The 12,788-nt window shown below is 69.0% G+C and carries 15 protein-coding genes and 1 riboswitch; of the genes, 14 read left to right on the top strand and 1 reads right to left on the bottom strand.

Annotated features, from left to right (window positions below; translation table 11 throughout):
- The first annotated feature begins 53 nt into the window (after positions 1-53).
- Together WJ35_RS09770 and thpR are read left to right on the top strand one after the other, a co-directional pair.
- Positions 54-296 (top strand): hypothetical protein, encoded by a 243-nt coding sequence (locus tag WJ35_RS09770; protein WP_043290718.1) that lies wholly within the window; start codon positions 54-56, stop codon positions 294-296.
- Positions 293-847, top strand: coding sequence for an RNA 2',3'-cyclic phosphodiesterase (gene thpR, locus WJ35_RS09765; RefSeq protein WP_069239095.1), 555 nt, complete (start codon positions 293-295; stop codon positions 845-847). The genes WJ35_RS09770 and thpR overlap by 4 nt, the downstream gene beginning before the upstream one ends.
- A gap of 112 nt (positions 848-959) precedes the next feature.
- Here thpR and WJ35_RS09760 read toward each other — a convergent pair whose 3' ends face one another.
- A complete protein-coding gene (locus WJ35_RS09760) occupies positions 960-2,720 on the bottom strand; it encodes an ABC transporter ATP-binding protein/permease (RefSeq protein WP_060234201.1) in 1,761 nt (586 codons plus the stop codon).
- A gap of 272 nt (positions 2,721-2,992) precedes the next feature.
- Positions 2,993-3,114, top strand: a riboswitch (TPP riboswitch).
- A 214-nt stretch (positions 3,115-3,328) separates the two neighbouring features.
- Here WJ35_RS09760 and WJ35_RS09755 point away from each other — a divergent pair.
- The 12 genes from WJ35_RS09755 to WJ35_RS09700 all read left to right on the top strand — a co-directional run bounded on the left by WJ35_RS09755 (position 3,329) and on the right by WJ35_RS09700 (position 12,745).
- A complete protein-coding gene (locus WJ35_RS09755; RefSeq protein WP_069239094.1) occupies positions 3,329-4,489 on the top strand; it encodes an FAD-dependent oxidoreductase in 1,161 nt (386 codons plus the stop codon).
- A 34-nt stretch (positions 4,490-4,523) separates the two neighbouring features.
- A complete protein-coding gene (gene thiS / locus WJ35_RS09750; protein WP_042582940.1) occupies positions 4,524-4,721 on the top strand; it encodes a sulfur carrier protein ThiS in 198 nt (65 codons plus the stop codon).
- Between the two features lie 40 nt (positions 4,722-4,761).
- On the top strand, positions 4,762-5,577 hold the full coding sequence (locus WJ35_RS09745) for a thiazole synthase (protein ID WP_060234203.1): 816 nt from the start codon (positions 4,762-4,764) through the stop codon (positions 5,575-5,577).
- Positions 5,574-6,683 carry a thiamine phosphate synthase gene (thiE, locus tag WJ35_RS29860; RefSeq protein WP_080484276.1) on the top strand — a complete coding sequence of 370 codons (1,110 nt, stop codon included), beginning with the start codon at positions 5,574-5,576 and terminating at the stop codon, positions 6,681-6,683. The genes WJ35_RS09745 and thiE overlap by 4 nt, the downstream gene beginning before the upstream one ends.
- Positions 6,684-6,782: 99 nt before the next feature.
- Positions 6,783-7,610: an ABC transporter ATP-binding protein gene (locus tag WJ35_RS09735; protein ID WP_069239093.1), complete on the top strand. Its 828-nt coding sequence runs from the start codon at positions 6,783-6,785 to the stop codon at positions 7,608-7,610.
- Positions 7,607-8,374: a lipid asymmetry maintenance ABC transporter permease subunit MlaE gene (gene mlaE / locus WJ35_RS09730; RefSeq protein WP_060234204.1), complete on the top strand. Its 768-nt coding sequence runs from the start codon at positions 7,607-7,609 to the stop codon at positions 8,372-8,374. The genes WJ35_RS09735 and mlaE overlap by 4 nt, the downstream gene beginning before the upstream one ends.
- 24 nt (positions 8,375-8,398) lie before the next feature.
- Positions 8,399-8,926 carry an outer membrane lipid asymmetry maintenance protein MlaD gene (gene mlaD, locus WJ35_RS09725; protein ID WP_060234205.1) on the top strand — a complete coding sequence of 176 codons (528 nt, stop codon included), beginning with the start codon at positions 8,399-8,401 and terminating at the stop codon, positions 8,924-8,926.
- Between the two features lie 35 nt (positions 8,927-8,961).
- Positions 8,962-9,870 (top strand): VacJ family lipoprotein, encoded by a 909-nt coding sequence (locus tag WJ35_RS09720; RefSeq protein ID WP_010092897.1) that lies wholly within the window; start codon positions 8,962-8,964, stop codon positions 9,868-9,870.
- Between the two features lie 112 nt (positions 9,871-9,982).
- Positions 9,983-10,612 (top strand): MlaC/ttg2D family ABC transporter substrate-binding protein, encoded by a 630-nt coding sequence (locus WJ35_RS09715; protein ID WP_060234206.1) that lies wholly within the window; start codon positions 9,983-9,985, stop codon positions 10,610-10,612.
- Positions 10,609-10,878 carry an STAS domain-containing protein gene (locus tag WJ35_RS09710; protein ID WP_010092895.1) on the top strand — a complete coding sequence of 90 codons (270 nt, stop codon included), beginning with the start codon at positions 10,609-10,611 and terminating at the stop codon, positions 10,876-10,878. The genes WJ35_RS09715 and WJ35_RS09710 overlap by 4 nt, the downstream gene beginning before the upstream one ends.
- A 188-nt stretch (positions 10,879-11,066) precedes the next feature.
- On the top strand, positions 11,067-11,993 hold the full coding sequence (locus tag WJ35_RS09705) for an ABC transporter ATP-binding protein (protein WP_060234216.1): 927 nt from the start codon (positions 11,067-11,069) through the stop codon (positions 11,991-11,993).
- A complete protein-coding gene (locus WJ35_RS09700; protein ID WP_060234207.1) occupies positions 11,990-12,745 on the top strand; it encodes an ABC transporter permease in 756 nt (251 codons plus the stop codon). Before WJ35_RS09705 ends, WJ35_RS09700 begins: the two co-directional genes overlap by 4 nt.
- Positions 12,746-12,788: the final 43 nt, after the last annotated feature.

Genomic DNA, 12,788 nt, shown 5'->3' with positions numbered 1-12,788 from the left:
GGCGGCGTTCGCGCGGCCGGCGCATATGACCGAGCCCTGTAGAAGGATTGAGGATGAGCGCATCCGTGCCTGGTCTGTTCAACGCCGCCTACGGGATCGTGCCGGCGATGGCGGTCGTCAACTTCGTTGCGAGCCTCGCGCCCGGCAAGCATGCGCGTGCCGCGTGGGGAGACTATCGCCGGCAGCGCATCGCTAAGCCGGCGTTCGCGCGCCACACGATCCCGGCACGCGCATGCGTGCTGCCGGCCGGCGCCGATGCGCTGGCCGACCCGCGCGTCGCGGCGCGCGAATCATGAACGGCGACCGGCTCCGTGCATTCGTCGCGCTGATGCCCGACGCGGCGTCGCGCGACGCATTGCACGCGCTGCCGGTCGCGCGCGGCGCGCGGCGCACGCAGCTGGAGCAGCTGCACGTGACGCTCGCGTTTCTCGGCGCGATCGAGCGCGACCGGTGCGACGCGCTCGCCGCGCGGCTGCCGGCGCTGGCGGCCGAGCACGCGTTGCCGCTGCAGCAGGTCGAGCGGCTTGCGTGGTGGCCGAGTCTGCCGCGCGCCAGGCTGATCGTGGCCGAACTCGCGGCCGATCCCGCGTGCGCGGCGCTGAACGCGGCGTTGTCTGCGGTGTTGCGCGAGCTCGGCATGCCGACCGATCGCCGGCCGTTCCGGCCGCACGTGACGCTCGCGCGGCTGCCGCACTACGCGGTCGGGCAGCCCGCGCATGGCGGCGCGATCGGCCGGCCGCTCGCGCTGCGCTTCGAAGCGCTGACGTTGTTCGAAAGCCGGTTGTCGCACGAAGGCGTGTCGCATGTGCCGATCGTGTCGGCGCCGATCGCGGCTGCGGGCGGGTAGGGCAGAAGGGACGGCGAGCCGGTGCAGCGCGCCGGCTCGTTGCTTCGCTGCATAACGAGTGCAGCGCTAGTCAGGAATGCCGCGCCATGCAGGAGCGCAGCGTTACAGGGCGCTACGCGGCGACCTTGTCGCTGTCGCTCACGCGTTCGACGTTGATCGTGCCGCCGTGGTACGCCGCGAGCGATTCGCGGTGCGCGATGCTGACGATCGCGGCCTGCGGCAGCCGCTCGTTGAACAGGTGATAGAGGCGCGCTTCGTTGTCGGCGTCGAGCGCGCTCGTCGCTTCGTCGAGGAACAGGAAGTCCGGCTTGTGCAGCAGCACGCGCGCGCCGGCAAGACGCTGCTGCTCGCCCGGCGACAGTACGCGGGTCCAGTGCGCGGTCTCGCCGAGCCGGTCGACGTACTCCTCGAGCCGGCACGCGCGCAGCGCGTCGCGGCATGCGTCGTCGCTGTAAGCGTCGGCCGTGGCCGGATAGGTGAGCGCGGCCTTCAGCGTGCCGATCGGCAGGTAGCTCGTCTGCGGCACGAACATCATCCGCGCGCTGACCGGCGCGTCGATCGCGCCGTCGCCGAACGGCCATAGCCCCGCGAGCGCACGCATGAACGTGCTCTTGCCGGAGCCCGACTTGCCGATCACGAGCCAGCGCGAGCCGGGCTCGATCGTGACGCTGCCGATGTCGGCGAGCGCGTTGCCGTTCGGCAGCGCGAGCTTGAGCGACGACGTCGACAGACGCTCGCTATCGACGTAATGCAGGTTGATGCCGCCGTGCTCGGTCGCGGGCGACACGCTTTCCTTCAGGTGCGACGCGCGCATCACGCGCTTGAATTCGCGCAGACGGTTGACGGTCGCGCGCCATTCGACGAGCGTGCTGTAACTGTTGATGAACCACGAGAACGAGTCGCTGACGGTGTTGAACGCGGACGAGATCTGCATCAGCACGCCGAACGAGAACGCGCCCGCGAAGTAGCGCGGCGCGGCCACGACGAGCGGGAAGATGATCGCGATCTGCCCGTAGAAGCTCAGCACGAACGTGAGCCGCTTCGTGTACTTCATCACGCGCCACCAGTTGTCGCGGATGCGCATGAACAGGTTTCGCGCGTTGCCGGTCTCGGTCTGCTCGCCGTCGTAGAACGCGATCTGCTCGGCGTTCTCGCGCACGCGGATCAGCCCGAAGCGGAAGTCCGCCTCGACGCGCTGCTGCTGGTAGTTGATCGACACGAGCGGATGGCCGACCTTCTGGATGATCAGCGAGCCGACCACCGCGTACAGCGCGGCCGCCCACACCATGTAGCCGGGAATTGCGATCGGCGTGCCGCCGAGCGTGAACGTCAGCGCGCCGGCGAGCGACCACAGGATCGTGATGAACGACACCAGCGTGACGATCGTCGACAGCAAGTCGAGCGACAGCGAGAGCGTCGTCGTCGCGAACGATTGCAGGTCGTCGGTAATCCGCTGGTCGGGGTTGTCGGCGAGGCGGTCGCGCTCGATCCGGTAGAACGCGCGATCGCCGAGCCATTCGTTCAGAAAGCGGTTGGTCAGCCATTGCCGCCAGCGGAACCCGAGCATCTGGCGCAGGTAGCGTCCATACACGGCGAGGATGATGAAGCCGAACGCGAGCGCCGAGAACTGCATCAGCAGACCGGGGAAGTCGTGGACGTTCTTCGCCTGCAGCGCGTTGTAGAACTGCGCGTTCCACTGGTTCAGCTTGACGTTGATCCAGACGACGCAGAGATTGATCACGACGATCGTGACGAGCAATCCCCACGCGACTTTCCATTCGGACGAGACCCAGTAGGGCTTGATGAGGCTCCACGCGGAAACCGGGCGCTCGTCCTGCGGCGCGTCGGGGGCGGTATGGGTCGATTGGGTCATGTGCTTCCTGATGTGTAGCCGGCGCGCAGGCCGGGCGGTGCCGGGTGCGCGCCGCGAAACGGCGGGCCGGGAAAAGGTGCCGCATGACGGCGGGCGTCGCGCATTGTGGTCCGCCCGTCTTAAACGGGTCTTAACGGCCAGCGGTGAAACGGCAACCGGCGCGCCCAAGCGCACCGGCCTGCGGGCATTGTGCCAGAGCGGCGCGCGGCATCGGTGAAATTGCCGACCGGGGACAGTTTGCGGCGATTTCCGCTTTTATGGTCTAATGGCCGTCGACGAAACAGGGGTGCTTCGTGCACGGCCGGCAGAGATACCGGCGCCGCAGCGAGGCTGAGAGAGACCCTTCGCACCCGATCCGGGTAATACCGGCGCGGGAAGTTTCCGATCCCGCCGGGCTGCGCTGGCTGCGTCCCCATTGCCAGCGCGCTGTTCCGTCCGGCCGGCCTTTGCTGCCGGTTTCGTCCTTTTGGGTACGCGCGACGCGCGTTACGGAAGGATTCGATGGCCGATCAATCTTCAGTCTTTTGTCCCGCCCCGCGCGCGTTCGCACGGGATCACGCACGCGTGTCCGCTCCGCATGGACGCGCTTTTCGCGGGGAGGGCGTCCGATGAGCACGCCGACCTCTCGTCCGGATTTCGCCGTGCTGGGCGGCGGCCTCGTCGGCCGCCTGATCGCGTGGCGGCTCGCGGGCAACGGGCATCGCGTCGCGCTCTACGAGCGCGGCGGCCCCGACGGCGAGCAGTCGGCCGCGTGGATCGCGGCCGCGATGCTCGCGCCGCTCGCCGAGGCGGCCAGCGCGGAACGGCTGATCACCGAGCTGGGCGTGGCGTCGCTCGCACGGTGGCCGCAGTGGCTCGCCGAACTTCCCGAGCCGGTGTTCTTCCAGCACCACGGCACGCTCGTCGTCTGGCATCACGCGGATCGCGCCGAGGCGCCGCTGTTCGAGCGGCGCGTGCGCGCGAACGCGCCGGCCGCACTGCTCGACGGCGGCCTCGTCACGCTTGCCGGCGCGCAGGTCGATGCGGCCGAGCCGGCGCTCGCGGGCCGCTTCGCGCGGGGCCTGCTGCTGCCGCGCGAAGGCCAGCTCGACAACCGACAGGCGCTGCGCGCCATTGCCGCGGGCCTCGCGCAGCGCGGCGTCGCCACGCACTGGCACGTCGCGATCGACGCGCGCAACCTGCCGGACGCGCATTTCACGATCGACTGCCGCGGGCTCGGCGCGAAGCCGGTGCTGCCCGCGCTGCGCGGCATCCGCGGCGAAGTCGCGCGCGTGCATGCGCCGGGCATCGGCCTGACGCGGCCGGTGCGGCTGCTGCATCCGCGCTATCCGCTGTACATCGCGCCGAAGCAGGACGACCTGTACGTGATCGGCGCGACCGAAGTGGAGGGCGAGGACATGTCGCCCGTCAGCGTGCGCTCCGCGCTGGAGCTGCTGAGCGCCGCGTTCTCCGTGCATCCGGCGTTCGGCGAGGCGCGCATCCTCGAACTGAATTCGCAGTGCCGGCCGACGCTGCCCGACCATCGCCCGGCGCTGATCTGGGACGGCGCCGCGACGCTTGCCGTCAACGGCCTGTACCGGCACGGCTTCATGATCGCGCCGGAGGTCGCGCACGCGGCGGTCGCGTTCGCCGAGGCGGCGCTGTCCGGCGCGCCGTCCGGCGCGCCCGGAGGCACGTTCGGCGGCGCGGATGCGTTCGCCGCGTGGCGCGGCGCGGCACGCTGGCCGGATCTCCTTCATCACCGCGACGTTGCGCGCCAGCCGGCCTGACGCGCGTCGCCTCCCGTATTCGACGAAGCAAGCCATGAATATTCAGATCAATCAGCAGACCCTCACGCTGCCCGACGGCGCGACGGTTGCCGACGCGCTCGCCGCGTACGGCGCGCGGCCGCCGTTCGCGGTCGCGCTGAACGGCACGTTCGTCGCGCGCGCGCAGCATGCGGCGCGCGCGCTCGCCGCGGGCGACAAGCTCGACGTCGTGCACCCCGTCGCGGGCGGCTGAGCGCCGCCGGTGCATCCCCGATCTTTTCCAGGAACACGAGATGACGTCCCTCCCTTGCGCCGATGCGCTGACGCTGTACGGCGAAACTTTCGCAAGCCGCGTGCTGCTCGGCACGTCGCGCTATCCGTCGCTGCAGTCGCTGTCCGATTCGATCGCGGCTGCGCAGCCCGGCCTCCTGACGGTCGCGCTGCGCCGCCAGATGAGCGGCGGCACCGCCGAAGCCGGCTTCTTCGACCTGCTCAAGCGTCACGCGGTGCCGCTGTTGCCGAATACGGCCGGCTGCCAGACCGTCGCCGAGGCGGTGACCACCGCGCACATGGCGCGCGAGGTGTTCGAGACCGACTGGATCAAGCTCGAGCTGATCGGCGACGACTACACGCTGCAGCCCGACCCGGTCGGCCTGATCGAGGCCGCCGCGCAACTGGTCAAGGACGGCTTCAAGGTGCTGCCGTACTGCACCGAGGATCTCGTGATCGGCCGGCGCCTGCTCGACGTCGGCTGCGAGGCGCTGATGCCGTGGGGCGCGCCGATCGGCACCGGCAAGGGCGTCGTGAACCCGTACGGGCTGCGCGTGCTGCGCGAGCGGCTGCCGGACGTGCCGCTGATCGTCGACGCGGGGCTCGGCGTGCCGTCGCACGCGTGCCAGGTGATGGAGTGGGGCTTCGACGGCGTGCTGCTGAACACGGCGGTGTCGCAGGCGACCCATCCGGAAATCATGGCGCGCGCATTCGCGCAGGGCGTCGCCGCCGGCCGGGCCGCGTACCTCGCGGGGCCGATGGATGCGCGCGAAACCGCGCACGCGAGCACGCCGGTCGTCGGCATGCCGTTCTGGCACCAGGACGGGGGCGGCGCGTGAGCGCGGGGCTGGCCGCCGCATTCTGGCCGCCCGCGGACGAGCTGACGGAGGCGGCCGAGCGGATTCGCGCGCGGCTCGGCGAGTGGCCGCGCGGCGCGGCGTCGTGGCGGTTGTGCGTCGCGCCGCCCGACCTGCCGGCCGACGGCGACGTGCTGATCGTGTCGGCCGGCGACCGGGCGGCCCAGGTGCGCGCGTCGGCCGCATCGCGCCCGGCGTCCGCCGACGCGGTCGCGATCGAATTCGACGAGCGCGGCGCGGTGCTGCATGCCGCCGGCGCGCGCCATGCGCTCGAAGGTGCCCATCCGCTCGCGGACGACTGGATGCCCGCGCTCGCCGCGTTCCTCGATTGCGGCTTCGCGCCGCCCGACGCGCTGGTGCTCGCGCTCGCGTGGCGCGACGGCGACGAAACCGGCGACGCGGACCCCTGGCCCGTCGACCCGGCACGATTCCCGCGCGTCGCCGGGCTGCCGCCCGCGCCCGAGCCGGCCTTCCCGCCGTGTCCCGCGCGGCTCGGCCTGTATCCGGTCGTGCCGAGCGCGGAATGGGTCGAGCGGGTGCTGGACTGCGGCGTGCTGACCGTGCAGCTGCGCGTGAAGGGCGCCGCGCCGGATCTGCTGCGCGCGGAAATCGAGCGCGCGGTTGCCGCGGGGCGCCGCCGTCCGGACGCGCGCGTGTTCATCAACGATTACTGGCAGATTGCCGTGGAAGCAGGGGCATACGGCGTGCATCTGGGCCAGGAGGACCTCGAGACGGCCGACCTTGCGGCGATCGCGCGCGCGGGGCTGCGGCTGGGCCTGTCGAGTCACGGATATTACGAAATGTTGCGCGCGCTGCACGTGCGCCCGAGCTATCTCGCGCTCGGGCCGGTGTTCGCGACCACGACCAAGGCAGTCGCCGCGCCGCCGCAGGGGCTCGCCCGGATCGCCCGCTACGCGCGCTTCGCGGGCGCGCAGGCGCCGCTCGTCGCGATCGGCGGGGTCGGGCCGGACACGCTGCCGGCCGTGCTGGCGACGGGCGTCGGCAGCGTCGCGGTGGTCAGCGCGGTGACCGGGGCCGCGGATTATCGGGCAAGGATTATTGCGCTGCAGCAATTGTTTCCCGGATAATTTGACATTCATTGACCGGAAGGCCGAGGGCAACGTCACGACATCATTCCGATGCAGGCCCTATAATTCGGCGTTCTGCGTAAAAGGAATGTCAGCTCCGTGAGCGCCGCCCCCACCACTTCCGAGACCCTGCTGGAACTCCGCGATGTCGACTTCGGCTACGGCGACCGCCTCGTCCTGTCGAACCTGAACCTGCGCTTCGCGCGCGGGCAGGTGGTCGCGGTCATGGGCGGCTCGGGCTGCGGCAAGACCACCGTGCTGCGCCTGATCGGCGGGCTCGTGCGCGCACGTCGCGGCCAGGTGCTGTTCGACGGCGCCGACGTCGGCGCGCAGACGCGCGACGGCCTGTACGCGCTGCGCCGCAAGATGGGCATGCTGTTCCAGTTCGGCGCGCTCTTCACCGACATGTCGGTGTTCGACAACGTCGCGTTCGCGCTGCGCGAGCATACCGACCTGCCCGAGGAGCTGATCCGCGACCTGGTGCTGATGAAGCTCAACGCGGTGGGCCTGCGCGGCGCGCGCGACCTGATGCCGTCCGAGGTGTCGGGCGGCATGGCGCGGCGCATCGCGCTCGCGCGGGCGATCGCGCTCGATCCGCAGCTGATCATGTACGACGAGCCGTTCGCGGGCCTCGACCCGATCTCGCTCGGCATCACCGCGAACCTGATCCGCACGCTGAACCACGCGCTCGGCGCGACGTCGATCCTCGTCACGCACGACGTGCCGGAGTCGTTCGCGATCGCCGACTACGTGTACTTCCTGGCCAACGGCGGCGTGCTCGCGCAGGGCACCCCCGACGAGTTGCGCGCGTCGACCGATCCGAGCGTGCGCCAGTTCATCGACGGCGCGCCGGACGGCCCGTTCAAATTTCATTACACGAGCCCGCCGCTCGGCGTGGATTTCGGGCTCGGCGGAGGGCGCGCATGATCAGCGCGATCGGACGTTTCGTCATCGGCGGCCTCGTGCGCGCCGGCTATGGCGCCCGCATGTTCGTGCGGCTCGTGCTGGAATTCTTCCCGCTGCTGCGCCGGCCGCGGCTCGTCACGAAGCAGATCCACTTCCTCGGCAACTACTCGTTCGTGATCATCGCGGTGTCGGGCCTGTTCGTCGGCTTCGTGCTCGGCCTGCAGGGCTACTACACGCTGAACCGCTACGGGTCCGAGCAGGCGCTCGGCCTGCTCGTCGCGCTGTCGCTCGTGCGCGAGCTCGGGCCGGTCGTCACGGCGCTGCTGTTCGCGGGCCGCGCGGGCACGTCGCTGACCGCCGAGATCGGCCTGATGAAGGCCGGCGAGCAGCTCACCGCGCTCGAGATGATGGCGGTCGATCCGATCAAGACGGTGATCGCGCCGCGCATGTGGGGCGGGATCATCGCGATGCCGCTCCTCGCGGCGATCTTCAACGCGGTCGGCGTGCTCGGCGGCTATTTCGTCGGCGTGATCCTGATCGGCGTCGATTCGGGCGCGTTCTGGTCGCAGATGCAGGGCGGCGTGCAGGTCTGGGCCGACGTCGGCAACGGCGTGCTGAAGAGCATCGTGTTCGGGTTCGCCGTGACCTTCATTGCACTGTTTCAAGGGTACGAGGCGAAGCCGACGCCTGAAGGCGTGTCGCGCGCTACCACCAAGACGGTCGTGTTCGCGTCGCTCGCCGTACTCGGCCTCGATTTCCTGCTGACCGCGCTGATGTTCAGCTAAGCCTCAGCCAAGCCATATTTTGGGATGACGATGAAAAAGACTGCTCTCGACTTCTGGGTCGGCCTGTTCGTGGTGGTGGGCTTCCTGGCGGTACTGTTCCTTGCGCTGAAGGTCGGCAACATGAGTTCGCTGTCGTTTCAGCCGACCTACGCGGTGAAGATGAAATTCGACAACATCGGCGGGCTGAAGCCGCGCGCCGCCGTGAAGAGCGCGGGCGTCGTGGTCGGCCGCGTGCAGGCGATCGGCTTCGACACGAACACCTACCAGGCGCTCGTGACGATCGATCTCGACAAGCAATACCAGTTCCCGAAGGATTCGTCCGCGAAGATCCTGACGTCGGGCCTGCTCGGCGAGCAGTACGTCGGCCTCGAGCCGGGCGGCGATTCCGAGATGCTGAAGGCGGGCGACACGATCGCGATGACGCAGTCGGCGATCGTGCTCGAGAACCTGATCGGCCAGTTCCTGTACAGCAAGGCGGCGGACGCCGGCGGTGCGAAACCGGCCTCCGGCGCGCCTGCCGCGACGGCGCCCGCGGCGTCCGGCGCCCAATAACCACACGAGAGATCACAATAAGAGGGGAAACGAACATGCAGACGATTCGGATCAGGCACGCCGCGCTCGCGGTGGCTGCGGCAGCCGCGCTGAGCGGCTGCGCCACCGTGCAGACGCCGACCAAGGGTGATCCGCTCGAGGGCTTCAACCGGACGATGTACAAGTTCAACGACACCGTCGACACCTATGCGCTGAAGCCGGTCGCGAAGGGCTATCAGTACGTGGTGCCGCAGCCGGTGCGCGACAGCGTGACGAACTTCTTCTCGAACATCGGCGACGTCTACATCGCGGCGAACAACCTCGTGCAGCTGCGGATCGCGGACGGCGTCGGCGACATCATGCGCGTCGTGATCAACACCGTGTTCGGTGTCGGCGGCCTGTTCGACGTCGCGACGATCGCGAAGCTGCCGAAGCACACGGCCGACTTCGGCGTCACGATGGGCCGCTACGGCATGCCGGCGGGCCCGTACCTGGTGCTGCCGCTGCTCGGCCCGAGCACCGTGCGCGACGCGGCGGGCCTCGGCGTCGACTATCTCGGCAATCCGCTGACCTACGTGAAGCCGGACGGCGTGAGCTATGGCCTGTTCGGCCTGAACCTCGTGAATACGCGCTCGAACCTGCTCGGCGCGGGCGACGTGCTGGAAGCGGCGGCGATCGACAAGTACTCGTTCGTGCGCAATGCGTACCTGCAGCGGCGCCAGATGCTGATCAGCAATGCGCGCGGCGAAGCGGGCGGAGCGTCGGACGGCGACGCGCTGCCGAAATACGACCTGCCGGATGACGGCGCGGCGGCGCCGGCGGCTGCATCCGGTGCGGCCGCACCGGCGCCGGGGTCGGAAGCGGCCGTTGCGCCGAATCCGGCCAGCGCAACGAACGTGCCGCCGATGCAGGTGACGCCGCCCGCGCCCGGCGGGCTGCGCATCCCGAGCATCCGGCTGCATTGATCGGACTTACATTCGTTACAGCCGGAAACGATTATGCCGGCGGCGCACGCGAACTTGCGCGTAAGCTACCGGCTCCAACTTCCGCCTCGACTCATTCATGCAGGTCAATATTATGAAGAAACTGTTCCTGATCCCGGTCTTCGCGGCGCTGTTCTCGTTCGGCGGCGCAGCCTACGCGGAAGTCGACCAGTCGAACCCGCAGGCACTGATCAAGAGCGCCACGCAGCAGGTGCTCGATGAAGTGAAGCAGCAGACGATCAAGCAGGGCGACACGAACCGCATCATCACGATCGTCAACAAGGACATCCTGCCGTACACCGATTTCCGCCGCACCACGCAACTCGCGATGGGCCGCCACTGGCGCACCGCGACGCAGGCGCAGCAGCAGCAGGTGATGGAGCAGTTCAAGCTGCTGCTGATCCGCACTTACTCGGGCGCGCTTGCGCAGCTGAAGCCGGACCAGCAGATCCAGTACCCGCCGTTCCGCGCGAGCCCGGAGGACACCGACGTCGTGGTCAAGACGGTCGCGATGAACAACGGCCAGCCGGTCCAGATCGACTACCGCCTGTACAAGACGCAGCAGGGCTGGAAGGTGTATGACCTGAACGTGCTCGGCGCGTGGCTGATCCAGACGTACCAGCAGCAGTTCAACGAGAAGATCCAGCAAAGCGGCGTGGACGGCCTGATCCAGTTCCTCGCGCAGCGCAACCAGGAGCTTGCCGCCGGCAAGCAGGCGTCGTGAGCGGCTTCGCAGCCGGTTCCACGCTGACCCACGCGAGCGCGAAGGCCGCGCTCGCGGCGGGGCTCGCGCAGATCGGCGCGGGCGCCACCGCCGTCGATTGCGCGGCGCTCGCGGAATTCGACTCGTCCGCGCTCGCCGTGCTGCTCGCATGGCAGCGCGCCGCAAAGGCGCGCGGCGCCCGCCTCGACATCCTCAATTTCCCTCCGAAGCTCGCCAGCCTCGCGCAGGCCTACGGCGTCGACGCGCTCATCAACGGGCGACATTGACGCTGCCGCTGAACGCCGGCCCCCGCGGGGCGCCGGCTGCCGCACGGCCGATTCCGATGGCCGTCCCCTCCCGCCGGTTTGCCCTATAATCAAGCGTTTTGCGGGACTGCCGGTCGGCGTCGGGCCCTCATTTTCTTTCGCAGCAAGCACAGAATAGGCGTCGCGGCCGTTGCGCCGCGCACAGTCCCATGTCAGCCATAGAAATCCGTCACGTCAAGAAGCGCTACAAGTCGCTTCAGGCGCTCAAGGGCGTCAGCCTGTCGGTCGAGGAAGGCGAGTTTTTCGGTCTGCTCGGCCCGAACGGCGCAGGCAAGACCACGCTCATCAGCATCCTCGCCGGGCTCGCCCGGGCCGACGAAGGCAGCATCTCGGTGCGCGGCCATGACGTCGTCAAGGACTTCCGGGCCGCGCGCCGCGCACTCGGCGTCGTGCCGCAGGAACTGGTGTTCGATCCCTTCTTCACGGTGCGCGAGACGCTGCGGATCCAGTCCGGCTACTTCGGGCTGCGCCGCAACGACGACTGGATCGACGAGGTGATGGCCAATCTCGACCTGACCGAGAAGGCGGACGCGAACATGCGCGCGCTGTCGGGCGGGATGAAGCGCCGCGTGCTGGTCGCGCAGGCGCTCGTGCACCGGCCGCCCGTGATCGTGCTCGACGAGCCGACCGCCGGCGTCGACGTCGAGCTGCGCCAGACGCTGTGGAAATTCATCTCGCGCCTGAACCGCGAAGGCCACACGATCGTGCTGACCACCCACTACCTCGAGGAAGCCGAGTCGCTGTGCGACCGCATCGCGATGCTGCGCCGGGGCGAAGTGGTCGCGCTCGAGCGCACCGACGCGCTGCTGCAGCGCTTCGCGGGCCTGCAGCTGTACCTGCGCTTCGCGCTCGGCGCGCTGCCCGCCGAGCTGCGCGCGCTGGAAACCGATCCGGCCGCCCGTGCGAGCGGCGAGCACCTGCTGCGGCTCGCGAACTACGACGACGTCGAGCGCATCCTCGCGCAGTGCCGCGCCGCCGGCTGCACGTTCGACGAGATCGAGGTCAGGAAGGCCGACCTCGAGGATGTGTTCGTCCAGGTGATGAACGGGGCCGAGGCGATCGAGGGGCTGGCATGAGCGGTTTTCAGACGCTGTTCTACAAGGAAATCCTGCGGTTCTGGAAGGTGTCGTTCCAGACGGTGCTCGCGCCCGTCGTCACGGCGCTGCTGTACCTGACGATCTTCGGCCATGCGCTGACGGGCCGCGTCGAGGTGTATCCGGGCGTCGAGTACGTGAGCTTCCTCGTGCCGGGCCTCGTGATGATGAGCGTGCTGCAGAACGCGTTCGCGAACAGCTCGTCGTCGCTGATCCAGTCGAAGATCACCGGCAACCTCGTGTTCATGCTGCTGCCGCCGCTGTCGTACAAGGACATCTACGGCGCGTACGTGCTCGCGTCGGTCGTGCGCGGGCTCGCGGTCGGCGCCGGCGTGTTCGTCGTGACGGTCTGGTTCATCCCGATGCAGTTCGCGGCGCCCGCGTTCATCCTCGGGTTCGCGCTGTTCGGCGCGGCGATCCTCGGCACGCTCGGCCTCATCGCCGGGATCTGGGCGGAGAAGTTCGACCAGCTCGCCGCGTTCCAGAACTTCCTGATCATGCCGCTGACGTTCCTGTCCGGCGTGTTCTACTCGACGCATTCGCTGCCGCCCGTGTGGCGCGAAATCTCGCGTCTCAACCCGTTTTTCTACATGATCGACGGCTTTCGCTACGGGTTCTTCGGCGCGTCCGACATCAACCCGCTCGCGAGCCTCGCGATCGTCGCCGGTTTCTTCGTGCTGCTCGCGCTGTTCGCGATGCGGCTGCTCGCGACCGGCTACAAACTGCGTCATTGATATGAATCGGCCGCCGCGCGCGGCACCGCTCCCCTCGGGGAGC

The sequence above is a fragment of the Burkholderia ubonensis genome (genome assembly GCF_001718695.1).
Classification (GTDB): Bacteria; Pseudomonadota; Gammaproteobacteria; order Burkholderiales; family Burkholderiaceae; genus Burkholderia; species Burkholderia ubonensis_B.
The sequence above is the reverse complement of the archived record's forward strand: the minus strand, read 5'-3'. Positions and strand labels throughout refer to the sequence as shown.

Bases quoted from the DNA above. Each gene is read 5' to 3' on its own strand.
- WJ35_RS09760 (WP_060234201.1), bottom strand. From the start codon at position 2,720: ATGACCCAATCGACCCATACCGCCCCCGACGCGCCGCAGGACGAGCGC.
- WJ35_RS09705 (WP_060234216.1), top strand. From the start codon at position 11,067: ATGTCAGCCATAGAAATCCGTCACGTCAAGAAGCGCTACAAGTCGCTT.
- WJ35_RS09715 (WP_060234206.1), top strand. From the start codon at position 9,983: ATGAAGAAACTGTTCCTGATCCCGGTCTTCGCGGCGCTGTTCTCGTTC.
- mlaD (WP_060234205.1), top strand. From the start codon at position 8,399: ATGACGATGAAAAAGACTGCTCTCGACTTCTGGGTCGGCCTGTTCGTG.
- WJ35_RS09770 (WP_043290718.1), top strand. From the start codon at position 54: ATGAGCGCATCCGTGCCTGGTCTGTTCAACGCCGCCTACGGGATCGTG.
- mlaE (WP_060234204.1), top strand. From the start codon at position 7,607: ATGATCAGCGCGATCGGACGTTTCGTCATCGGCGGCCTCGTGCGCGCC.
- WJ35_RS09720 (WP_010092897.1), top strand. From the start codon at position 8,962: ATGCAGACGATTCGGATCAGGCACGCCGCGCTCGCGGTGGCTGCGGCA.
- WJ35_RS09755 (WP_069239094.1), top strand. From the start codon at position 3,329: ATGAGCACGCCGACCTCTCGTCCGGATTTCGCCGTGCTGGGCGGCGGC.
- WJ35_RS09745 (WP_060234203.1), top strand. From the start codon at position 4,762: ATGACGTCCCTCCCTTGCGCCGATGCGCTGACGCTGTACGGCGAAACT.
- thpR (WP_069239095.1), top strand. From the start codon at position 293: ATGAACGGCGACCGGCTCCGTGCATTCGTCGCGCTGATGCCCGACGCG.
- WJ35_RS09700 (WP_060234207.1), top strand. From the start codon at position 11,990: ATGAGCGGTTTTCAGACGCTGTTCTACAAGGAAATCCTGCGGTTCTGG.
- thiS (WP_042582940.1), top strand. From the start codon at position 4,524: ATGAATATTCAGATCAATCAGCAGACCCTCACGCTGCCCGACGGCGCG.